The sequence below is a fragment of the Rhodovulum tesquicola genome (assembly GCF_024128855.1).
Classification (GTDB): domain Bacteria; phylum Pseudomonadota; class Alphaproteobacteria; order Rhodobacterales; family Rhodobacteraceae; genus Rhodovulum; species Rhodovulum tesquicola.
Genome location: NZ_JAMYDV010000004.1, coordinates 1 through 20,682, shown reverse-complemented (window position 1 = coordinate 20,682; position 20,682 = coordinate 1). Strand labels below are relative to the sequence as shown.

The following is a 20,682-nucleotide window of genomic DNA, read 5'->3' as shown; positions in this document are numbered from 1 at the left end:
ACCTAGCGTGCGTGGCGGCAGGGGCCAGAGGCCAGCATGTCACCCCGCCTGAGCGCCGAGTTCTGGGTGCATGCCTATCTGGCCCGGCTGCGGCTGGCGGGCATCCCGGCCTTTGTCGTGGCCCATGGCGACGACACGGCAGGCGCGGTTCTGGTCAAGCTGAACACGCTGGACGGCCAGGCGCGGGTGTTTCAGCGGTCCTTCGATCTGTCCAGCGGCGACCGGGTCTGGATCGTTCTGGCCGAAGGCGACGAACGCGCGGTGGACGCAGCCGTGGCCCGCCAACGCGGCTTCGATCCCGATATCTGGGTGATCGAGGTCGAGGATCGGGACGGCCGGCATTTGCTGGACGAGCCGGGTTTTGCGTGACGGGCCGCAGGATTTGGGTATTTTTTCCAAGAAGAAGGGGCAAGGGCGCGCGCGCGGATGATCGAGTGGCGGGACGAGGGCGCGGTTCTGGGTGTGCGGCCCCATGGCGAAAGCGCGGCCATCCTGGAGCTGTTCACCGCCCGCCATGGCCGCCATCTGGGCGTGGTGCGGGGCGGTGCGGGGCGGCGGCTGGCGCCCGTGTTGCAGCCCGGCACGCAACTGTCCGTGAACTGGAAGGCGCGGCTTGAGGATCATATCGGCGCCTTCACGGTCGAACCGGTGCGCAGCCGTGCGGCGCATGTGATGAGGGATGCGCGCGCGCTGGCGGGGCTGAACGCGATCACGGCGCTGTTGTCCTTTTCCCTGCCCGAACGGGCGCCGCATCCCGGGCTTTACGCCCGCTCGGTGACGTTGCTGGACCTGCTCGGCCATGCCGATGCCTGGCCGCTTGCCTATCTGCGCTGGGAACTTTCGCTGCTGGACGAGATGGGTTTCGGGCTGGATCTTTCGCGCTGCGCGGTCACGGGCGATCGCGACGATCTGGTTCATGTCTCGCCGAAAACGGGGCGCGCGGTCAGTGCCGCGGGGGCGGGCGAATGGGCGGATCGTCTGCTGCCGCTGCCGCCCTGCCTGTTGGGGCAGGGTCCGGTGCGGGCGCATGAGATTGCCGAGGGGCTGCGCCTGACCGGGCATTTCCTGGAGAAATGGCTGGCGCCCGCGATGGGCGACAAGCCCCTGCCCGGCGCCCGGGCGCGGCTGGTCGGGATGCTGGGCCGGGAGGTTTAGCCCGAAAAGGAAAGGCCCCGGCGCTGTGGCCGGGGCCGGTCATTCGGGGCGGCGGGGCGTCAGCCCAGCAGGCGGCGCGCGATCACCTGTGCCTGGATCTCGGCGGCCCCCTCGAAGATGTTCAGGATGCGCGCGTCGCACAGGATGCGGCTGATCGTGTATTCCAGCGCGAAGCCGTTGCCGCCATGGATCTGCAAGCCGTTATCGGCACAGGCCCAGGCCACGCGGGCCCCCAGCAGCTTCGCCATCCCGGCCTCGAGATCGCAGCGCTGGTCGTGGTCCTTTTCCCATGCCGCGAAATAGGTCAGCTGGCGGGCCACCATGATCTCGACCGCCATCATGGCGAGCTTGTCGGACACCCGCGGGAAGGCGATCAGCGCCTTGCCGAACTGCTTGCGGTCCTGGGCATAGCGCATCGAGACATCCAGCGCCGATTGCGCGACGCCGATGGCGCGGGCGGCGGTCTGGATGCGGGCCGATTCGAAGGTCTGCATCAGCTGCTTGAAGCCCTGCCCCTCGACCCCGCCCAGAAGGTTCTCGCCCTTGACCTTGAAGCGGTCAAAGCCGAGCTCGTATTCCTTCATGCCGCGATAGCCCAGCACCTCGATCTCGCCGCCGGTCATGCCCTCGGTCGGGAAGGGGGCTTCGTCGGTGCCCGGGGTCTTTTCGGCCAGGAACATCGACAAGCCGCGATAGTCGCTGGTCGCCGGGTCGGTGCGGGCCAGAAGCGTCATCACATGGGTACGCGCGGCATGCGTGATCCAGGTCTTGTTGCCGGTGATCTCGTAATCCGCGCCAACCTTGACCGCGCGGGTGCGCAGGGAGCCAAGATCCGAGCCGGTATTGGGTTCGGTGAAGACGGCGGTGGGCAGGATCTCGGCGCTGGCGAGTTTCGGCAGCCAGTGCTGTTTCTGTTCCTCGGTGCCTCCGCACAGGATCAGTTCGGCCGCGATTTCCGAGCGGGTGCCCAACGAGCCGACGCCGATATAGCCGCGCGAGAGTTCCTCGGAGACGACGCACATCGACGCCTTGGACAGGCCCAGACCGCCGAATTCCTCGGGGATGGTCAGCCCGAACACGCCCAGTTCGGCCATCTCCTCGATGATCTCCATCGGGATCAGCTCGTCCTTGAGGTGCCATTCATGGGCGAAGGGTTCCACCCGGTCGACGGCAAAGCGGCGGAACTGTTCGCGGATCATTTCCAGTTCCTCGTCGAGGCCGGTGGCCCCCACGGTCACATTCGCCGCCTGTTCCTGCATCAGCACGACCAGCCGCGCGCGGGCGGCGGGGCTGTTGGCGCCCTCGATCAGCGCCGTCACCTCGGGCGTGTGGAAGGCATGGCGATCCTCGGCCGAGACGCCGATATCGCCCAGACGCACGATTTCGCCCTGGCTCATCGGGATGCCGCCGGCGATCTGGGCGAGGTATTCGCCAAAGGCGATCTGAAGGATCAGTTGCTCGACCTCGCCGAACCGGCCCTGCTCGGCCAGCCGCTCGGCCCAGCCCTGCATCTGTTTCAGCGCCTGTTCGTAGGTCGCAAGCCAGGCAAGGCCATGGGCGGCGTGCTGATGCGTCTCGAACAAGCTGCCCGAGATGCGGCCGCCTTCGGTGACGCGGGCCAACAGGGCAGCGCGCGCGGCGTCGGTCACGGCCTCGACCGGGGCAAGCGCTGCGCGGGTCAGGATCGTCAGATCGGCAAGGATGGCGCTGTCCGACATGGGCATGTCCTGTCCGTCATGGGGCATGAATCGTCTCCTTCAATCGGGCTTGGGGTGACATAGGGCCTTCGCAGGTGCAGCGCAACAAAAATTCAATTTCCATGGGTCTGGTGAAGGATAATGTCTGCCGGATTTTGCCGCTGCAGCGCCTCGCGATCCACGATATAGGCCGGACAACAGGCAGGGAAATGCCATGGTCTTCGGTCTCGATCCCCATCTTTTCGCCGCCGCTTTCGGCGTCGCGCTCTTTGCGGGGCTGGTCAAGGGGGCGCTGGGCTTTGCGATGCCGCTGATCCTGATCTCGGGGCTGTCGAGCTTTCTGACCACCGAGCTGGCGCTGGCGGGGCTGATCCTTTCGACCCTCGTGACGAATGTGGCGCAGGCGTTCCGGCAGGGGGCGCGGGCGGCATGGGCGTCGGTCGTGCAATACCGGCTGCTGATCGGCTGCGTGGTGCTTGCGATCGCGGCCAGCGCGCCCCTGGTCAACGTGATCCCCGACCGGGCGATGCTTCTGCTGCTGGGCGTGCCGATTGCGGCCTTCACGATCTCGCAGCTGCTTGGCCGGCAGCTGATCCTGCCCGCCCGCCACCGGGCGCGGGCCGAGGTGATGACGGGGCTGGCCGGGGGGTTCTTCGGCGGGATTTCGGGGGTCTGGGGGCCGCCGGTGATCGCCTATCTGCTGAGCTTCGACACCGCCAAGGCCGAGATGGTGCGGGTGCAGGGGGTGGTCTATCTGCTGGGCGCGGCGATGCTTCTGGCCGCGCATCTGGGCTCGGGCGTGCTGAACGGCACGACCTTGCCCTTCTCGGCCGCGCTGGTGGTTCCGGCGATGCTGGGCACGATGCTGGGGTTCCGGTTGCAGGACCGGCTGAACCCCGACAAGTTCCGCAGGGCGACGCTGGTGGTTCTGACGCTGGCGGCGCTGAACCTGATCCGCAAGGCGCTGATTGGCTGAGGCAGGGCGCAGGAAAAAGGCCCGGTCGCGGGGACCGGGCCTTGTGGTTCCACGGCGGGACCGGGATCAGCCGATCGCGGCTTCCTTCACGTCCTGGTCGATGAAGGGCAGGTACTTGGCGAAGTTTTCCGAGAACATGCCCACCAGTTTCCGTGCCTGCGCATCATAGGCCGCGCCATCGGCCCAGGTGCGGCGCGGGTCCAGAAGCGCGTCGTCCACGCCCGGCACCGACAGCGGCACCTCGAAGCCGAAATTCGGATCCTTGCGGAACTCGGCATCGTTCAGCGTGCCGTCGAGCGCGGCCGCCAGCAGGGCGCGCGTCGCCTTGATCGGCATGCGCGAGCCGGTGCCATAGGCGCCGCCGGTCCAGCCGGTATTCACCAGCCAGCAGGTCGCGCCATGGGTCGCGATCTTCTCGCGCAGAAGCTGGCCGTAAACCTCGGGCCGACGCGGCATGAAGGGCGCGCCGAAGCAGGTCGAGAAGGTGGGCTCGGGCTCGGTCACGCCCTTTTCGGTCCCCGCCACTTTCGAGGTGAAGCCCGACAGGAAGTGATACATCGCCTGCGCCGGGGTCAACCGGGCGATCGGGGGCAGCACCCCGAAGGCGTCACAGGTCAGCATGATGATGTTCTTGGGATGCCCGCCCAGCGCCGTGTCGGACGCGTTCGAGATGTAGTGCAGCGGGTAGGCGCAGCGCATGTTCGCCGTCAGGCTGTCATCCTCGTAATCCAGCGCCAGCGTGTGCGGATCGAAGACCATGTTCTCGATCACGGTCGCGAACTTGGTCGTGGTGGCGTAGATCTCGGGCTCGGCCTCGGCGCTCAGGCTGATGGTCTTGGCATAGCAGCCGCCCTCGAAGTTGAAGGTGCCCTTGTCCGACCAGCCATGCTCGTCATCGCCGATCAGCGTGCGGGAGGGGTCGGCCGAAAGCGTGGTCTTGCCGGTGCCCGACAGCCCGAAGAACACCGCGGTATCGACCGGGTTGCCGGTGGCGTGGTTGGCCGAGCAATGCATCGGCATGATGCCCCTGGCGGGCAGGATGTAGTTCAGCAGCGTGAAGACCGACTTCTTGATTTCGCCCGCATATTCCGTGTCGGCGATCAGGATCAGCTTCCTGGCGAAGTTCATCGCGACCACGGTCCGGGTGCGGCAGCCATGGCGTTCGGGGTCGGCCTTGAAGCTGGGGCAGTTGACGATGGTGAACTCGGGCACGAAACCGTCGAGTTCCTCCAGCGCGGGGCGACGCAGCAGGTGGCGCGAGAACAGCCCGTGCCACGCCATCTCCGTCACGACCCGCACGTCCAGACGGTTGGCCGGGTCGGCCCCGGCATAAAGGTCCTCGACGAAGACCTCGCGGCCCTTCAGATGCGCCAGCATGTCCTCATGCAGGCGGTCGAACGCCTCGGGTTCCATGGGCCGGTTGTTGTCCCACCAGATCGTGTCTTCGACATCCGCGGTGCGCACCACATGCTTGTCCTTGGGCGAGCGGCCGGTATGTTCGCCGGTGGTCACGAGGAACGCGCCGCCCTGGCCCAGATGCCCCTCGCCGCGGGTCAGCGCCGCTTCGACAAGCGCGGGTTCCAGCAGGTTGTAATGGACCTTTCCAAGCCCGGTTATGCCTTGATCCTCAAGACGTTGCGCGGGATTCACCCGTCCGATGTCCATGTCGCACCCTCCAAGACGCCGCGTTGGTCGCTGGCGCGGCTATAACATGACGTTTCCATGAAGCAACAGGTCGCGGCGAGGCGTTAGCGCAATCATCTGACTTTGGACGCTCCGTTAGCGCAATCATCCTGCGTGGCGCCGGAATTGTCCCCGGAGGGCGGACGACGGATCGCGGCCCGCGGGCGAGGATTAGCAATGTGTCAGGGATTTCCGCGTTCAGTGGTGCCACGAGAAGGCCGCGATTCGGATCCGTGTTTCGAATCGTGGCGACGATCTGGAAAGAGTGACGCCAAATTCGGGCACATACTTCGTTGCGCAGAACAAGGAACCCCCCATGTCAAGGATTGCGCTCGTTGACGACGACAGGAACATCCTGACCTCCGTCTCCATGACGCTCGAGGCCGAGGGCTTCGAGGTGGAAACCTACAATGACGGCCAGGCCGCGCTGGATGCGTTCAACAAGCGCCTGCCGGACATGGCCGTGTTCGACATAAAGATGCCCCGGATGGACGGGATGGACCTGCTGCAGCGCGTGCGCCAGAAATCCAGCATGCCGGTGATCTTCCTGACCTCCAAGGATGACGAGATCGACGAGGTCCTGGGCCTCCGGATGGGCGCGGACGACTATGTGAAGAAGCCGTTTTCCCAGCGCCTTCTGGTCGAGCGCATCCGGGCGCTCCTGCGCCGCCAGGAGGTGATCGCCTCGGATTCCGGCCCCTCGCCCGAAGAGAACAAGGTGCTGGTGCGCGGCAAGCTGACCATGGACCCGCTGCGCCATGCCGTGACGTGGAAGGGTCAGAACGTCTCGCTGACGGTGACCGAATTCCTGCTGCTGCAGGCGCTCGCCCAGCGCCCTGGTTTCGTCAAGAGCCGCGACCAGTTGATGGATGTGGCCTATGACGATCAGGTCTATGTCGATGACCGGACCATCGACAGCCACATCAAGCGGCTGCGCAAGAAGATGCGCCAGGTCGATACGGATTTCTCGGCCATCGAAACGCTTTACGGCATCGGCTATCGTTACAACGAAGAGTGACGTGAGAAACCCATAGTCCGGGGGCGGCCGTGCGGGACACCAGTCGAACTTCCGACGGAGACGTCGCGCTCGACGAGCGATGGAGCGCCCAGGGCGTCGGGCCTGAGCGTGCAGGCCGCGCCCGGCGCCAGGGCCGCGGTTTCGTCCTGCTGAAACGCTCGCCGCTGGCGCGCAAGATCATCGCGTTCAACCTGATCGCCCAGATCGTCCTTGTCTCGGGTGTGCTCTACCTCAACCCCGCCCGCGACAGCCTGCTTGGCCAGCGCGAAAGCGGCATGGTCGCCGAGGCCGCATTGGTGGCCGATGTGTTCGAGCTGCAGATGGCCCCCGGCGCGCCGGTCGACCTTGCCTCGGGTGACGGGGTGGACGTCGCAGCGACGCTTGCCGCGCTCGATCTCGCCGCCGGTGCGGACGTGTTCGTCTATGACGCGACGGCCGCTTTCCTCGGCCATGCCCGGGGCGCCTTCAGCCCCGGCTGGCCGGTCACACCTTACGATGACAAGCAGCCGATCACCCGACTGACCGATTTCCTCAATATCGTCTGGGAGGGGATGGCTCACATCACCGGGTCGGATCGCGCCGCGCCGGGCCTTGTCGATCCGCAGGACCGGCTGCGTTCCCAGGTCGACCGGACCCTTGAGGCGGGCGCCCAGGTCGAGACCGGGATGGACGAGCGCGGCCTCACCACCTTTACCGTCACGATGCCGATCCTCCATGACGATCTGACCGTCGGGGTCGTCGCCCTGACCTCTGCCTCCGGCGAGATCGACCGCCTGCTGCGGATCGAGCGCGAGCAGGTCCTGCAGGTCTTCGTGATTGCCATCGTGGTCTCGATCGGCCTCAGCCTCGTGCTGGCCTCGACCATCGCCAACCCGCTGGCCGAGCTTGCTGCCGCGGCCGAGATGGGGCGCGACCGCAATGCCCGCAAGGTGAACCCAGGGCGCGTGCGCATCCCCGACCTGACCGCCCGACCCGACGAGATCGGCCGCCTGTCGGGCGCGCTGCGCGGCATGATCACCGCGCTTTACGACCGGATCGACGCGAACGAACAGTTCGCCGCCGATGTCGCGCATGAGATCAAGAATCCGCTCGCCTCGCTGCGCTCGGCCACAGGCACGATGCGGCTGGCCAAGCGCGACGACCAGCGCGCCCGCCTGCTCGACGTGATCGAGCATGACGTGCGGCGTCTCGACCGGCTGGTCAGTGACATCTCGAACGCGTCGCGGCTCGACAGCGAACTCGTCAAGGAGGAAGAGGAGACCTTCGATCTTGTGCGCCTGCTGCGCCGGCTGACCGGCCATCTGGGCAAGGAAGCGCGCGAGAAGGGGGTCGAGTTCATCGCCGACCTGCCGGCCGACACGATCACCATCAACGGGCTTGAGGGGCGGCTGGCGCAGGTCTTCGTCAATCTCATCACGAACGCGGTCTCGTTCTGCGAGGCGGGCGATGCGGTGCGGGTCTGGGCACGCACCCGTGACAACCGCGTGCTGGTGGTGGTCGAGGATACCGGCCCGGGCATCCCCGACCAGGCGCTGGCCAAGATCTTCAACCGCTTCTATTCCGAACGGCCCGCGGGTCAGTTCGGCAATCATTCCGGCCTCGGCCTTGCGATTTCCAAGCAGATCGTCGAGGCCCATGGCGGCGTGATCTGGGCCGAGAACATCCGCCCCACCGCCGCCGATCTCACCTCGGAACCGCTCGGCGCCCGCTTCGTCGTCGGCCTGCCGCTCTAGGGGGTGCCGGTGGAGACCCCGCCGCCCACGATCACCCTGCACGCAAGCTGCGTCGCCGTCGGCGCGCGCGCGGTGCTCATCCTCGGTCGTTCGGGCGCGGGCAAGTCGGCGCTGGCGCTGCAACTGATGGGGCTGGGCGCCCGCCTTGTCGCCGACGACCGCACGATCCTGACCGCCACGCCCGAGGGGTTGATCGCCAGCGCCGCCGAGCCGATCCGCGGCCTGATCGAGGCGCGCTTCGTCGGACTCCTGCGCGCCGATCCCTGCGACGCGTCCCCCGTCGCGCTGGCCGTCGATCTGGACCAGGCCGAGACCGAGCGCCTGCCCCCCCGGCGCGAGGCGCGGTTTCTTGAACATCCCGTGCCCTTGCTTCACCGGGTCGATTGGCCATATTTCGCTGCAGCGATCCTGATCCACCTGACCCACGGCCGCGCCGAGTGATGCCCGATGCCCTCCTGAATGACCAAGGCCCCGCCGTGCAGCGCGTCGTGCTGGTGACCGGCGCCTCGGGCGCGGGCCGTTCGACGGCCCTGAACGTGCTCGAGGATCTGGGCTTCGAGGCGATCGACAACCTGCCTATCTCGCTGATCCCGCGGCTGCTGGAAGGACAGCCGCCGCGCCCGCCGCTGGCGCTGGGCGTGGATACCCGGACCCGCGACTTTTCCGCGCGCGCGCTGGCCGAGCTGATCGGCCACCTGGCGGCCGCGCCCGCGATCGAGGCGGATGTGGTCTATCTCGACTGCCGCCCCGACGTGCTGCTGCGCCGCTTTTCCGAAACGCGCCGCCGCCACCCGATGGCGCCCGCCGAAAGCCCGGCCGAGGGGGTCGCGCGCGAGCTTGACCTGCTGGGGCCGATCCGCGACCTTGCGACGATCCTGATCGACACCTCGGACCTGACCATCCACGAGTTCCGCGCCGAGATGGCCGCACGGTTCGCCGTGGGGGGCGCAGCACCGCTTGCGGTGTCCCTGCATTCCTTTTCCTACAAGCGGGGCATGCCGCATGGCCTCGACATGGCCTTCGACTGCCGCTTCCTGAAGAACCCCTACTGGGAGGCCGCGTTGCGTGCCCGAGACGGCCGCGACCCGGAGGTGTGCGCCTATATCGCCACGGATGCCCGCTACACCCCCTTTGTCGAGCGGCTGACCGAACTGGCGGGATTCGTGCTGCCCGCCCATCGCGAGGAGGGACGCAGCCATATCTCGATCGGGCTCGGCTGCACCGGCGGGCAGCATCGCTCGGTCGCGGTGGCCGAAGCGCTGGCAAAGAGGCTTGCGGCAACCGGATGGCAAGTGTCTATAAGGCATAGAGAGCTGGAGCGGCGGGTGCAGGGCGTGTCCGCCCAGGCAACGGGAAGGGGCGCGTGATCGGAATCGTCATCGTCGCGCATGGCGGGCTGGCCCGCGAATACCTGGCGGCGGTCGAGCATGTCGTCGGCCACCAGCCGGGCATGCGCGCCATCTCGATAGAGCCCGACGACGACCGCGCCTCGAAGCAGGACGAGATCTGCCGTGCCGCCGACGAGGTCGATACCGGCGACGGGGTGGTGGTGGTGACCGACATGTTCGGCGGCTCGCCCTCTAACCTGTCGATCCGCGCCTGCGTGCCCTCGGACCGGCGCATCCTTTACGGCGCCAACCTGCCCATGCTGATCAAGCTGGCGAAGTCGCGGCGGCTGAGCGTGGGCGAAGCCACCGCCTCGGCGCTGGCCGCTGGGCGGAAATATATCGACAGTTTCGACGCGGGCGGGTTCTGAGGGGTGCACATGGGCGGAAGCGTGAGCCGGCGGCTGGAGATCGTCAACGAGAAGGGCCTGCATGCCCGCGCCTCTGCCCGGTTCGTCGAATGCGTCGAACAGCACGATGCCCAGGCCGAGGTCCGCCGCGACGGGATGAGCGCCTCGGGCGACTCGATCATGGGTCTTCTGATGCTGGCCGCCTCCAAGGGCACGTCGATCGAGGTGACGACCAGCGGCCCCGAGGCCGACCGGCTGGCCGATGCGCTTGCCCGCCTCGTTGCGGATCGCTTCGGCGAAGACATGTGACCCGGCCAAATCCCCAAGAGACCGCCGCGGCCCGACGAACGGCACCCGCCGCGCGTCCCGCCGGGGCCGTGATGCGTGATGCCGGCCAGGGCGCCGACGCGCGATCGGTTGACGGCGGCCCCTACGAGTCGCGGCGGCTGTCCTATGCCAATTCCTTCACGAATCCGGTGCAGATCCGCACGATCCGGACGATGGAATTCATGACCGGCAAGCTGCGCCTGCTGCGCCTGATCCGGCGGTTCGAGGCGATGGGCCTGCCCGAGGGTCAGCTGTTCTGGAAACAGGCGCTTGACGTGATGGGGATCGAACTGCGCACGCCGCCCGCGCAGATCGCCAACATCCCGCCCGAGGGGCCGCTGGTCGTCGTGGCCAACCACCCGCATGGTCTGGTCGACGGCATGGTTCTGGCCGAACTGATCGGTCGGGTGAGGACCGATTACAAGATCCTGACCCGCTCGCTTCTGACCGGGGTGAGCGAGGTCGCGGAATTCTTGATCCCGGTGCCCTTTCCGCACGAGACCGATGCGCTGGAGCGCAACCTCGACATGCGCCGCCGGGCGATGGCGCATCTGGCCCGGGGCGGTGCGATCGCGCTGTTTCCCTCGGGCGTGGTCGCCTCGTCGCAGACGATGTTCGGCCCCGTGATCGAGGCCGAGTGGAACCCCTTCACCGCCAAGATGATCCAGCGCTCGGGTGCGGATGTGGTGCCGATCCGCTTTCCGGGGGCGAATTCGCGCTGGTACCAGATGGCAGCCCAGATCTCGCCGACGCTGCGGCAGGGGCTTTTGCTGCACGAGGTCTGCCATGCGCTGAACCGGCCGCAGGCGCCGGTGATCGGCCCGGTCATCGGGCGCGACGAGATTGAGCCATGGGCGGACAACCCGCGCGGCTTCATGGCCTGGCTCAGGGAGCGCACGCTGGCGCTGGGCTGAGGCGTGATCCGGTTGAGCGCCTGCGGCGCACGCCTTCTGGCACTTCGTGCGGTTTTTCGGGTATTTTTCCCAAGAAGAAGAGGCCGTGCCGGGAGGGCCAGTCAGCGGGTCGGCACCGGGATTTCGCCGCGATAGTCGTAGAAGCCGCGCTGGGTCTTGCGGCCCAGCCATCCGGCTTCGACATATTTGGTCAGCAGCGGGCAGGGGCGGTATTTCGTGTCCGCAAGCCCGTCATGCAGCACGTTCATGATCGCCAGGCAGGTGTCGAGCCCGATGAAATCGGCCAGTTCCAGCGGCCCCATCGGGTGGTTCGCGCCCAGCTTCATCGACTGGTCGATCGACTTGACCGAGCCCACGCCCTCGTAGAGCGTATAGACCGCCTCGTTGATCATCGGCATCAGGATGCGGTTGACGATGAAGGCGGGGAAGTCCTCGGCCGGGGCGGCGGTCTTGCCCAGCCGTTCGACCACGGCCAGAAGCGTGGTGTAGGTCGCCTCGTCGGTGGCGATGCCGCGGATCAGTTCCACCAGCTGCATCACCGGCACCGGGTTCATGAAATGCAGGCCCATGAACCGTTCGGGCCGGTCGGTGCGGCTGGCCAGCCGCGTGATCGAGATCGAGGAGGTGTTGGAGGTCAGGATCGTTTCGGGCCGCAGATGCGGTTGCAGATCCTCGAAAATCGCGATCTTGACGGTTTCGCGTTCGGTCGCGGCCTCGATGATCAGGTCCAAGGGGCCGAGTTCGCTCAGCGTCGTTGTCGTCGCGATCCGCGCGAGGGCTGCGTCCTTGTCGGCCCCGGCGATCTTGCCGCGCGCGATCTGGCGGTCGAGATTGCGCCCGATCATCTCGCGCGCGCGGGCCAGCGCATCCAGCGAGATGTCGTGGATCGTGACCTCGAAGCCCGCGAGGGCAAAGACATGGGCGATGCCGCTGCCCATCTGGCCCGCCCCGACAACCCCGACCGTCCTGATGTCCATGGAAGACCCCCGCGCTGCTGGCGCGACCTTAAGGTGCGGCCGCCTCTGCGCGCAAGGTCGCGGGATGCTTAAAATTCAGACATTAGCGAGTTCGAAACCCGGGGCGGTCAGTCTCGATCCCGGTGAGTCGGAAAGGCGAGCGGCACGGATATGAGCTTCGAGAACGCGGGAAACGGGCCGATGGCCCCCGAAACATGCCGATATGGCAGTTCGAGGCTGCTTTTCCGCGGTCCCAGGCGGGATCTCGACCAGCCCTATTGCGCGGTGATTGGCGGCACGGAAACCTATGGCAAGTTCATCCCCACGCCCTTTGCCGCCCTTCTGGAACAGGCGGTGGGGCTGCCGGTGGTCAATCTGGGCTGCGTGAATGCCGGCCTTGACGTCTTCGTGAACGATTCCGCGGTGATGGAGGTGGCGGCGGGGGCGCGGGTGACCGTGATCCAGGCGCTGGGCGCGCAGAACATGTCGAACCGCTTCTATGTCGTGCATCCCCGCCGCAATGACCGCTTCCTGCGCGCCTCGGCGATGCTCAAGGCGCTTTACCCCGGCATCGACTTCACCGAATACCATTTCACCCGCCACCTTCTCGGCGCGTTGAGGGAGAAATCCCCCACCGCCTTCGAGATCGTCGTGGCCGAATTGCAGATGGCCTGGCAGGCGCGGATGCGGATGCTGGCGACGCGGCTTCCCGGGGCCAAGGTGCTGCTGTGGCTCTCGACCCGCCCGCCCGAGGGCGAGCAGCATGTCTGCGGGCTGGGCGACGATCCGCTTTTCGTGACCCGGCACATGCTGGACACGGTACGCCCCTATTTCAACCAGGTGGTCGAGGTCACGGACAGCGCCGAGGCCCGTGCCGCCGGCGCCCAGGGCATGCTGGTCGGCGAGCTTGACGCCCCGGCCGCCGCCGTCCTGCCCGGTCCCGCCGTCCATGACGAAGTTGCCGAGGTGCTGCAGCCGGTCCTGCGCGACCTGCTCGCCGACTGACCCCCCCCCGGACAAACGAAAGGCCCGCCTTGGGCGGGCCTTTGCGCTCCGATGGCGGGGCGCCTCAGAGCTTTTCGATCAGCTCCGGCACCGCGTCGAACAGATCGGCGACGAGACCGTAATCGGCGACCTGGAAGATCGGCGCCTCCTCGTCCTTGTTGATCGCGACGATGACCTTGCTGTCCTTCATCCCCGCAAGGTGCTGGATCGCGCCCGAGATGCCCACAGCGATGTAAAGCTCGGGTGCCACCACCTTGCCGGTCTGCCCGACCTGCCAGTCGTTCGGCGCATAGCCCGAATCGACCGCCGCGCGCGAGGCACCAACCGCCGCGCCCAGCTTGTCGGCGAGGCTTTCGATCATGTGGAAATTCTCTTCCGATCCGACGCCGCGTCCGCCCGACACGATCACGCCGGCCGAGGTCAGTTCCGGCCTGTCGCTGGCCGCCGTGCTGTCCGCAACCCAGGACGACAGGCCCGGATCGGCGGCCGCGGCCACCGCCTCGACCGGTGCGGGCGCGCCGTCGCCCGCCGCCTCGAAGGTCGAGGTGCGGATCGTCAGCACCTTCTTGCTGTCCGCGGTCTGCACGGTCTGCACCGCGTTGCCCGCATAGATCGGCCGCTCGAAGGTGGCGGCATCGACCACGCCCACCACATCGGTGATGACCATGGCGTCCAGCAGCGCGGCGACCCGCGGCATGACGTTCTTGGCATCCGTCGTCGCGGGGGCGGCGATATGCTCGTACCCGTCCGCCAGCGCCACGATCAGATCGGCCGTGGGCTCCGCCAGCCGGTGGCCGTAGCGCGCGTCCTCGGCGACCAGAACCCTGGCAACGCCGTCGATCGTCGCGGCGGCCTCGGCGGCAGCCTGCGCATGGGCGCCGACGCACAGCGCGGTCACCTCGCCCAGGCCCTTGACCGCGGTCACGGCCTTGGCTGTCGCGTCGCGCTGCAACTCGCCATTGGTCACTTCGGCAAGAAGAAGTACGGCCATGTCAAAGCACCCCCGCTTCGTCTTTGAGTTTCGCGATCAGCTCGTCGACCGAGCCCACCTTGACGCCTGCCTGCCGCTCGCGCGGCTCGACGGTCTTGAGGATCTTCAGCCGCGGCGCGATGTCCACGCCGTAATCGGCGGGTGTCTTTTCATCCAGCGGCTTCTTCTTGGCCTTCATGATGTTGGGCAGGCTCGCATAGCGCGGCTCGTTCAGGCGCAGGTCGACGGTGACGATGGCGGGCATCCTGACCTTGATGGTCTGCAGGCCGCCGTCCACCTCGCGCGTCACGACCGCATGATCGCCCTCGATCTCCAGCTTCGAGGCAAAGGTGCCCTGCGCCCAGCCCAGCAGCGCGGCCAGCATCTGGCCGGTGGCGTTCATGTCGTTGTCGATCGCCTGCTTGCCGGCCAGCACGAGGCCCGGCTGCTCCTCGTCGATCACGGCTTTCAGCAGTTTCGCGACGGCCAGCGGCTCGATGTCCTGGTGGATATCCTCCGAGGCGACGATCAGGATCGCCCTGTCCGCGCCCATCGCCAGCGCCGTGCGCAGCGTTTCCTGCGCCTGCTTCACGCCGATCGAGACCGCCACGATCTCTTCGGCCTGGCCTTTTTCCTTCAGCCGGATCGCCTCTTCGACGGCAATCTCGTCGAAGGGATTCATCGACATCTTGACATTGGCGAGATCGACGCCCGTGCCATCCGCCTTGACGCGGACCTTCACGTTGTAGTCGATCACCCGCTTCACAGGCACGAGTACCTTCATCGGCGTGTGTCTCCTTGGCTATCGCAGGCCCCGGAACCGGGGCAGGTCAATCGTTTCGGGACGTGTTAGCGAGTCTGAAACCGGGACAACAGACCAAAATCGACGCGACATGATGTTTCGACGTCGCGTCCCCCGGCTTTTCGATTGTTGCACGCGGTTCAGCGGTTCGCGCCCGGAACCCAAAGTACATCCGCGGCTCCCTTGTCGTTTGCCACACGCGCGGCGACGAAGAACCAGTCCGACAGGCGGTTGAGGTATTTCACCGCCATCGGGTTCACCGATTCCATCGTGGCCAGTTCCACCGTCTCGCGCTCCGCGCGCCGGATCACCGTCCGGCACAGGTGCAGATGCGCCGACAACGCCGAACCGCCGGGCAGGATGAAGCTGCGCAGCGGCGCGAGGTCGGCGTTCATCGCGTCGATCTCGGCTTCCAGCCGCGCGACCTGGCTTTCGATCATCCGCAGCGGCGGATGCGTGGCTTCGGCGTCCTTGTGCAGGTCGGGCCGGCAGAGATCGGCGCCGAGATCGAACAGATCGTTCTGGATCGCAGCAAGGCGGGCATCCATCTCGCCTGTCGCATGCATCCGCGCCAGACCGACGGTCGCGTTGGCCTCGTCCACGGTGCCATAGGCGGTCACCCGCATCCCGTGCTTGGCCACCCGGCTGCCATCGCCCAGCGCGGTTTCCCCGTCATCGCCCGTCTTGGTATAGATCTTGTTCAGAACGACCATCGCGGCCCCCTTCTTCATGCATCCGTCTCTTGCCCCCCGCGACATAGCGGGTTCCGACCGCAAAGCGAACCCGCCCTGTCAGCCTTTCGCCACGATCCAGTCCAGCGCCGCGGTGGGCAGCGCCCGGCGCAGCGCGGCCATGATCCAGGTCGGCGTGGTCACGAAATAGCGCGCGCGGGGGCGGGGGTGTTCCAGTGCGTGGATCAGGCGGGCGCTGACCGCTGCGGGCGGCAGTTCGAACCGGTCGGGGGGACGTCTCTCGTAGAGCCGCTTCAGCAGAGTTGCGCGGTACTGCTCGGCGCGCGCGCTGGCCTGCCAGTCCACCCAGCGTTCGAAATGCGGGATGGAATTGGCGCGGATGCGCGTCGCGATCGGCCCCGGCTCGATCAGGATCACCTTGACGCCCGTATCCCGCATCTCCAGCCGCAGCGTGTCGGTCAGCCCTTCCAGCGCGAATTTCGTCGCCACATAGGCGCCGCGCCATTTCATCGGCACGAAGCCCAGCACCGAGGAACAATTGACGATCCGGCCATGGCCTTGCGCCCGCATCGCGGGAATCACCCGCCGCGTCAGGTCATGCACGCCGAACAGGTTCACCTCGAAGATCTCTCGCAGCGCGCCGCGCGGCAGATCCTCGACCGCGCCGGGGCAGGCGAAGGCGCCGTTGTTGAACAGCGCGTCAAGCGTGCCGCCGGTGCGCCCCAGCGCCTCGTCCACCGCGGCGGCGATGCTGGCCTCGTCGGCATAGTCGAGGCGGAAGCTTTCCAGCCCCTCGGCGCGCAGCCTGTCGCAATCGGCTTCGGCCCGGCAGGTGGCAAAGACCCGCCAGCCGCGCCCGTGCAGGGCGTGGGCCGCGTCATACCCGATGCCCGACGAGCATCCCGTTATCAGGACCGATCTCTGCGCCATGCGTTAACCACTCGCCTCTGGACCACGCCTATGCGCCGCTTTACACAACATCCATGACGGATTCCACCGACGACCCCAAGATGGACGTGCCGCCCTTGGCCGAGCCGCTGCGCCGCGCAATCGGCGAGCGGTATCTGACCTATGCGCTCTCCACCATCATGGACCGGGCGCTGCCCGATGCCCGTGACGGGCTGAAGCCGGTGCATCGGCGGATCCTTTATGCGATGCGCGAATTGCGCCTCAGCGCGACCGGGGGCTTCCGCAAGTCGGCCAAGATTTCGGGCGATGTGATGGGCAACTATCACCCCCATGGCGATGCCGCGATCTATGACGCGATGGTGCGCCTGGCGCAGGAGTTCAACGTCCGCTATCCGCTGGTGGACGGGCAGGGGAATTTCGGGAATATCGATGGCGACAACGCCGCCGCCGCCCGCTATACCGAGGCCCGCCTGACCGCCGCCGCCGAGGCGTTGATGGAGGGGCTGGCCGAGAACGCGGTCGATTTCCGCCCCAACTATGACGGCACGCTGGAAGAGCCCGTGGTCCTGCCCGCGGCCTTCCCGAACCTGCTGGCGAATGGATCGTCGGGCATCGCGGTTGGCATGGCCACCAATATCCCGCCGCACAATATCGACGAACTGGTCGGCGCCTGCCTGCATCTGATCAAGACGCCGGATGCCCGCGACGAGACGCTGCTGGGCTACATCCCCGGTCCCGATTTCCCCACCGGCGGCGTGATCGTCGAGCCGAAGGAGAACATCGCCCAGGCCTATCTGACCGGTCGCGGGTCGTTCCGGCTGCGCGCGCATTGGCAGGTCGAGGATCTGGGCCGCGGCACCTGGCAGATCGTCGTGACCGAGATCCCCTATCAGGTGCAGAAATCCCGCCTGATCGAGCGGATCGCCGACCTGATCCAGACCCGTAAGCTGCCGATCCTGGCCGATATCCGCGACGAAAGCGCCGAGGACGTGCGCCTGATCCTGGAGCCGCGGTCGCGCAATGTGGCCCCCGAGGTTCTGATGGGGATGCTGTTCCGCAGTTCGGACCTGGAGATCCGCTTCAGCCTGAACATGAACGTGCTGATCGACGGGCGCACGCCCAAGGTCTGTTCGCTCAAGGAGGTGCTGCGCGCCTTCCTCGATCACCGCCGCGACGTGCTGGTCCGGCGCAGCCAGCACCGGCTGGAAAGGATCGACCACCGGCTCGAGGTGCTGGAAGGGCTGCTGATCGCCTTCCTCAACCTTGACCGGGTGATCGACATCATCCGCTACGACGACGAGCCCAAGCCCGCCCTGATGGCCGAGGACTGGTCGCTGCGCCGCCCCCGCGCCACCAATGAGCGCGATTACGTCTCGCCGCTGCCCGCGGCGGGCGAGGGACAACTGACCGAGGTGCAGGCCGAGGCGATCCTGAACATGCGCCTGCGCTCGCTGCGGCGGCTGGAGGAAATGGAACTGAACGCCGAGCGCGACGCGCTGATGGCCGAACGCGCCGGGCTTCGGGACCTGCTGGGCAACGAGTCCGTCCAATGGGCGAAGATCGCGGATGAACTGCGCGAGGTACGCGAGAAGTTCGGCCGCAAATCCCCGGGCGGCGCGCGGCGCACCCGTCTGTCCGAGGCCGCCGAGGCTCCCGAGATGCCCATCGAGGCGATGATCGAGCGCGAACCGGTGACGGTCGTCTGCTCGAAGATGGGCTGGATCCGCGCGATGAAGGGGCATCTGGCGGATGGATCCTCGCTGAAATTCAAGGATGGCGACGAAGGCCGGTTCCTGATCGCGGCCGAGACCACCGACAAGCTGATCCTGTTCGGCGCGAACGGGCGGTTCTACACCTTGCCGGTGGCGCAACTGCCCGGCGGGCGCGGCATGGGCGAACCGGTGCGCCTGATGGTCGATCTGCCCAACGAGTCCGAGATCGTCGCGCTGATGATCCACCGCCCCTGCGAGCGTCTGCTGGTCGCCTCCAGCGCGGGCGACGGGTTCCTTGTGCCCAGCGACGAGGTGCTGGCCCAGACCCGCGCGGGCAAGCAGGTGCTGAACGTCAAGGCGCCCGAAACGGCACGGATCTGCCGCATCGTGGCGGGCGATCACGTCGCCTGCGTCGGCGAGAACCGAAAGGTGCTGGTCTTCGCGCTGGACGAGTTGCCCGAAATGGCCCGCGGCAAGGGCGTGCGGTTGCAGAAATACAAGGATGGCGGCCTGTCGGATGCCACCACCTTCACGTTGGCCGACGGCCTGTCCTGGCGCGACCCGGCCGGGCGCACCCGCACCGAAACCGACCTGTCCGAATGGCTGGGCAAGCGCGCCGGAACCGGCCGAATGGCCCCGCGCGGCTTCCCGCGCGACAACCGTTTCACCTGAGCGCGGTCAGCCGAGCAGCATCCTGGCAAGCTGACCCTCCGCCTTGAGCCGGTCCAGAGCAGCGAGCCGCCCGAGTGGCCGAACGAAAAGATCGTTCGGGATCGTGACGAGGCGGAAGCGGAGGATGCAGGGCGTGTCGAGCCCCGCCGACTGAAGATCGGAAATCTCGATATCCGAGGGCCAGACCGTCGCCTTCGCGGTGGTGATCATGGCCACCAAGGTCGCGCCGTTTTCGGCATTGAACGAGGCGGCGGACAACACAGTGACGGGTCGCCGTTTCAGGACCGGGATTTCGGCGAAGGGGAACGGGACGACGGCGGTGTCGAATCGTTCAAAGACCGGCAAAGGCGGCCTCGTCCTCGGGGCTGGTCCACTCGACCATCAAGGCCGAGGCGGCGCCCGAAAAGTCGTCCGCCATGGTGACCGTGCGGACAGTGACCACTTTTCCCTTCTCTGTCTCGAACCATCCGAGCCAAACGTCCTTCATTGGTCCGACGGGCCTCAGACCGTTGACCCTGCGACCGTCCCGGCCGGTCCGCATCCGGCGCCAGCGTCCGACCACATTTTGGACTTCGAGCGCGATCTCTTCCTCGCTGTCGAGGGCTTCGAGCCGGGCGCGAAGGGCGGCACTGTCGACGTGCTTGAACCACATCGTTACATCTTCGACTTTGGTGTGTGCGATATGGGTCATTATGGGGTCTCCATGATATGATGTAGACCCTATGTGGACCCCCTCTCTCCACAAGTCAACATCGGCGTAAGCTGGCTTGCTTCCCGCGCGACAACCGTTTCATCTGACGGGGCGTTGCGCGCCGTTCTCCCCTGCGCTATCCCGGGCGGGGTTTGCGACATTGGGGGGATCATGTTCCGCGCCGCTTCCGTTTTCCGTCCCGCGCTGCTGATCGGTGGGCTTTGGGTCCTTGCCGCCTGTGCCGCCAAGGATCCGATGGACAGCCCCGCCGAACCGCTTGGCGATTTCAGTCTCGGCTACACCATCGTCGTGGCCGACAATGCCAAGCTGGTCCCGCCCAGCCGCTCCGCCACCGCCGAGGAATGGCAGGCCGCGCTGAAACAGGCGCTGGAACGGCGCTTCTCGCGCTACGAGGGCGACAAGCTCTATCATTTCGGCATCAATGTGGACGGCTATGCGCTGGCCGTGCCCGGCGTGCCGGTGGTTGCCGCGCCGAAATCGGTGCTGGTGATCTCGGCCAATGTTTGGGACGACGCGGCCAAGGCCAAGCTGAACGCCGAAGCCGAGCAGATGACCATCTTCGAGGGCATGTCGGGCGAAACCGTCGTTGGCTCCGGGCTGACCCGCAGCAAGGACCAGCAGATGCAGGTTCTGGCCGCGAACGCCGCCTGGCGGATCGAACGCTGGCTGGTCGAGAACCGCGAGGCCTGGTTCGGCTACGACCCGGCCGCCGAGGCGCCCACAGCTGCCGCCGCCCCGCTCGACGAGGTGTCTGCCGCGGTCCTCGAGTGACCGCTGCGCACCCGGCTGCAAGGCAAGTGGTGCTTGATTTCTCGCAAGCCAGCGACTAGAGAGCGCGCGATGTTGAATCGGGCCGTTGGCGGCCCCCTAATCAATGAGGCGCCCGGCCATGGGTAAGGCAAAGTTCGAACGTACGAAACCGCATGTGAACATCGGGACGATTGGTCACGTTGACCACGGCAAGACGACGCTGACGGCGGCGATCACGAAGTATTTCGGCGAGTTCAAGGCCTA

The 20,682-nt window shown here is 66.8% G+C and carries 23 protein-coding genes; 14 read left to right on the top strand and 9 right to left on the bottom strand.

The window, feature by feature from the left end:
* Positions 1-36 precede the first annotated feature (36 nt).
* Together NHN26_RS05340 and recO are read left to right on the top strand one after the other, a co-directional pair.
* Positions 37-369, top strand: coding sequence for a DUF1491 family protein (locus NHN26_RS05340; RefSeq protein ID WP_253088475.1), 333 nt, complete (start codon positions 37-39; stop codon positions 367-369).
* A 60-nt stretch (positions 370-429) separates the two neighbouring features.
* Positions 430-1,155, top strand: coding sequence for a DNA repair protein RecO (gene recO, locus NHN26_RS05335; RefSeq protein ID WP_253088647.1), 726 nt, complete (start codon positions 430-432; stop codon positions 1,153-1,155).
* A 59-nt stretch (positions 1,156-1,214) separates the two neighbouring features.
* Here the strand turns inward: recO and NHN26_RS05330 are convergent, their stop codons facing one another.
* Complete coding sequence (locus NHN26_RS05330; RefSeq protein ID WP_253088474.1) at positions 1,215-2,900, bottom strand: acyl-CoA dehydrogenase family protein; 1,686 nt, start codon at positions 2,898-2,900, stop codon at positions 1,215-1,217.
* A gap of 166 nt (positions 2,901-3,066) precedes the next feature.
* On the opposite strand from NHN26_RS05330, the gene NHN26_RS05325 reads away from it, so the two are divergent.
* Positions 3,067-3,828 carry a sulfite exporter TauE/SafE family protein gene (locus NHN26_RS05325; protein WP_253088473.1) on the top strand — a complete coding sequence of 254 codons (762 nt, stop codon included), beginning with the start codon at positions 3,067-3,069 and terminating at the stop codon, positions 3,826-3,828.
* A gap of 66 nt (positions 3,829-3,894) precedes the next feature.
* Here the strand turns inward: NHN26_RS05325 and NHN26_RS05320 are convergent, their stop codons facing one another.
* A complete protein-coding gene (locus NHN26_RS05320) occupies positions 3,895-5,493 on the bottom strand; it encodes a phosphoenolpyruvate carboxykinase (RefSeq protein WP_253088472.1) in 1,599 nt (532 codons plus the stop codon).
* A 334-nt stretch (positions 5,494-5,827) separates the two neighbouring features.
* Here NHN26_RS05320 and NHN26_RS05315 point away from each other — a divergent pair, with 334 nt between their 5' ends.
* The 7 genes from NHN26_RS05315 (at position 5,828) to NHN26_RS05285 (ending at position 11,238) form a co-directional block, all read left to right on the top strand.
* A complete protein-coding gene (locus NHN26_RS05315) occupies positions 5,828-6,529 on the top strand; it encodes a response regulator transcription factor (RefSeq protein WP_253088471.1) in 702 nt (233 codons plus the stop codon).
* Between the two features lie 29 nt (positions 6,530-6,558).
* Complete coding sequence (locus NHN26_RS05310) at positions 6,559-8,262, top strand: ATP-binding protein (protein ID WP_253088470.1); 1,704 nt, start codon at positions 6,559-6,561, stop codon at positions 8,260-8,262.
* A 9-nt stretch (positions 8,263-8,271) separates the two neighbouring features.
* Positions 8,272-8,703, top strand: a complete 432-nt coding sequence (locus tag NHN26_RS05305) for an HPr kinase/phosphorylase (protein WP_253088469.1) — start codon at positions 8,272-8,274, stop codon at positions 8,701-8,703.
* A complete protein-coding gene (gene rapZ, locus NHN26_RS05300; RefSeq protein ID WP_253088468.1) occupies positions 8,703-9,629 on the top strand; it encodes an RNase adapter RapZ in 927 nt (308 codons plus the stop codon). Before NHN26_RS05305 ends, rapZ begins: the two co-directional genes overlap by 1 nt.
* Complete coding sequence (locus tag NHN26_RS05295; RefSeq protein ID WP_132693450.1) at positions 9,626-10,018, top strand: PTS sugar transporter subunit IIA; 393 nt, start codon at positions 9,626-9,628, stop codon at positions 10,016-10,018. The genes rapZ and NHN26_RS05295 overlap by 4 nt, the downstream gene beginning before the upstream one ends.
* 9 nt (positions 10,019-10,027) lie before the next feature.
* A complete protein-coding gene (locus NHN26_RS05290; RefSeq protein WP_132693449.1) occupies positions 10,028-10,306 on the top strand; it encodes an HPr family phosphocarrier protein in 279 nt (92 codons plus the stop codon).
* 71 nt (positions 10,307-10,377) lie between these two features.
* On the top strand, positions 10,378-11,238 hold the full coding sequence (locus tag NHN26_RS05285) for a lysophospholipid acyltransferase family protein (RefSeq protein ID WP_253088467.1): 861 nt from the start codon (positions 10,378-10,380) through the stop codon (positions 11,236-11,238).
* Between the two features lie 101 nt (positions 11,239-11,339).
* On the opposite strand, the gene NHN26_RS05280 is transcribed toward NHN26_RS05285, so the two are convergent.
* Positions 11,340-12,215: a 3-hydroxybutyryl-CoA dehydrogenase gene (locus tag NHN26_RS05280; protein ID WP_253088466.1), complete on the bottom strand. Its 876-nt coding sequence runs from the start codon at positions 12,213-12,215 to the stop codon at positions 11,340-11,342.
* A gap of 150 nt (positions 12,216-12,365) precedes the next feature.
* On the opposite strand from NHN26_RS05280, the gene NHN26_RS05275 reads away from it, so the two are divergent.
* Positions 12,366-13,199: a DUF6473 family protein gene (locus NHN26_RS05275; RefSeq protein WP_290442828.1), complete on the top strand. Its 834-nt coding sequence runs from the start codon at positions 12,366-12,368 to the stop codon at positions 13,197-13,199.
* 64 nt (positions 13,200-13,263) lie between these two features.
* On the opposite strand, the gene NHN26_RS05270 is transcribed toward NHN26_RS05275, so the two are convergent.
* From NHN26_RS05270 to NHN26_RS05255, 4 genes are all read right to left on the bottom strand, one after another.
* Positions 13,264-14,190: an electron transfer flavoprotein subunit alpha/FixB family protein gene (locus NHN26_RS05270; RefSeq protein ID WP_253088464.1), complete on the bottom strand. Its 927-nt coding sequence runs from the start codon at positions 14,188-14,190 to the stop codon at positions 13,264-13,266.
* A 1-nt stretch (position 14,191) separates the two neighbouring features.
* Positions 14,192-14,953: an electron transfer flavoprotein subunit beta/FixA family protein gene (locus NHN26_RS05265; RefSeq protein ID WP_253088463.1), complete on the bottom strand. Its 762-nt coding sequence runs from the start codon at positions 14,951-14,953 to the stop codon at positions 14,192-14,194.
* A gap of 158 nt (positions 14,954-15,111) precedes the next feature.
* Positions 15,112-15,684: a cob(I)yrinic acid a,c-diamide adenosyltransferase gene (locus NHN26_RS05260; RefSeq protein ID WP_253088646.1), complete on the bottom strand. Its 573-nt coding sequence runs from the start codon at positions 15,682-15,684 to the stop codon at positions 15,112-15,114.
* Positions 15,685-15,762: 78 nt separating this feature from the next.
* Positions 15,763-16,593, bottom strand: coding sequence for an SDR family oxidoreductase (locus NHN26_RS05255; protein ID WP_253088462.1), 831 nt, complete (start codon positions 16,591-16,593; stop codon positions 15,763-15,765).
* Between the two features lie 53 nt (positions 16,594-16,646).
* On the opposite strand from NHN26_RS05255, the gene NHN26_RS05250 reads away from it, so the two are divergent.
* Positions 16,647-18,956, top strand: a complete 2,310-nt coding sequence (locus tag NHN26_RS05250; RefSeq protein ID WP_253088461.1) for a DNA topoisomerase IV subunit A — start codon at positions 16,647-16,649, stop codon at positions 18,954-18,956.
* A gap of 6 nt (positions 18,957-18,962) precedes the next feature.
* Here the strand turns inward: NHN26_RS05250 and NHN26_RS05245 are convergent, their stop codons facing one another.
* Positions 18,963-19,301, bottom strand: coding sequence for a type II toxin-antitoxin system PemK/MazF family toxin (locus NHN26_RS05245; protein WP_290442827.1), 339 nt, complete (start codon positions 19,299-19,301; stop codon positions 18,963-18,965).
* Positions 19,288-19,647 carry a hypothetical protein gene (locus NHN26_RS05240; RefSeq protein WP_253088459.1) on the bottom strand — a complete coding sequence of 120 codons (360 nt, stop codon included), beginning with the start codon at positions 19,645-19,647 and terminating at the stop codon, positions 19,288-19,290. The genes NHN26_RS05245 and NHN26_RS05240 overlap by 14 nt, the downstream gene beginning before the upstream one ends.
* Positions 19,648-19,818: 171 nt before the next feature.
* On the opposite strand from NHN26_RS05240, the gene NHN26_RS05235 reads away from it, so the two are divergent.
* Complete coding sequence (locus tag NHN26_RS05235; protein WP_253088458.1) at positions 19,819-20,439, top strand: hypothetical protein; 621 nt, start codon at positions 19,819-19,821, stop codon at positions 20,437-20,439.
* A 118-nt stretch (positions 20,440-20,557) separates the two neighbouring features.
* The coding region (locus NHN26_RS05230; protein ID WP_253088645.1) for a GTP-binding protein at positions 20,558-20,682 on the top strand (125 nt) is incomplete at its 3' end.

Bases quoted from the DNA above. Each gene is read 5' to 3' on its own strand.
- NHN26_RS05240 (WP_253088459.1), bottom strand. From the start codon at position 19,647: ATGACCCATATCGCACACACCAAAGTCGAAGATGTAACGATGTGGTTC.
- NHN26_RS05280 (WP_253088466.1), bottom strand. From the start codon at position 12,215: ATGGACATCAGGACGGTCGGGGTTGTCGGGGCGGGCCAGATGGGCAGC.
- NHN26_RS05330 (WP_253088474.1), bottom strand. From the start codon at position 2,900: ATGCCCCATGACGGACAGGACATGCCCATGTCGGACAGCGCCATCCTT.
- NHN26_RS05285 (WP_253088467.1), top strand. From the start codon at position 10,378: ATGCGTGATGCCGGCCAGGGCGCCGACGCGCGATCGGTTGACGGCGGC.
- NHN26_RS05325 (WP_253088473.1), top strand. From the start codon at position 3,067: ATGGTCTTCGGTCTCGATCCCCATCTTTTCGCCGCCGCTTTCGGCGTC.
- NHN26_RS05265 (WP_253088463.1), bottom strand. From the start codon at position 14,953: ATGAAGGTACTCGTGCCTGTGAAGCGGGTGATCGACTACAACGTGAAG.
- NHN26_RS05320 (WP_253088472.1), bottom strand. From the start codon at position 5,493: ATGGACATCGGACGGGTGAATCCCGCGCAACGTCTTGAGGATCAAGGC.
- NHN26_RS05270 (WP_253088464.1), bottom strand. From the start codon at position 14,190: ATGGCCGTACTTCTTCTTGCCGAAGTGACCAATGGCGAGTTGCAGCGC.
- NHN26_RS05315 (WP_253088471.1), top strand. From the start codon at position 5,828: ATGTCAAGGATTGCGCTCGTTGACGACGACAGGAACATCCTGACCTCC.
- NHN26_RS05340 (WP_253088475.1), top strand. From the start codon at position 37: ATGTCACCCCGCCTGAGCGCCGAGTTCTGGGTGCATGCCTATCTGGCC.
- NHN26_RS05255 (WP_253088462.1), bottom strand. From the start codon at position 16,593: ATGGCGCAGAGATCGGTCCTGATAACGGGATGCTCGTCGGGCATCGGG.
- NHN26_RS05235 (WP_253088458.1), top strand. From the start codon at position 19,819: ATGTTCCGCGCCGCTTCCGTTTTCCGTCCCGCGCTGCTGATCGGTGGG.
- NHN26_RS05290 (WP_132693449.1), top strand. From the start codon at position 10,028: ATGGGCGGAAGCGTGAGCCGGCGGCTGGAGATCGTCAACGAGAAGGGC.
- NHN26_RS05260 (WP_253088646.1), bottom strand. From the start codon at position 15,684: ATGGTCGTTCTGAACAAGATCTATACCAAGACGGGCGATGACGGGGAA.
- NHN26_RS05275 (WP_290442828.1), top strand. From the start codon at position 12,366: ATGAGCTTCGAGAACGCGGGAAACGGGCCGATGGCCCCCGAAACATGC.
- NHN26_RS05250 (WP_253088461.1), top strand. From the start codon at position 16,647: ATGACGGATTCCACCGACGACCCCAAGATGGACGTGCCGCCCTTGGCC.
- rapZ (WP_253088468.1), top strand. From the start codon at position 8,703: ATGCCCGATGCCCTCCTGAATGACCAAGGCCCCGCCGTGCAGCGCGTC.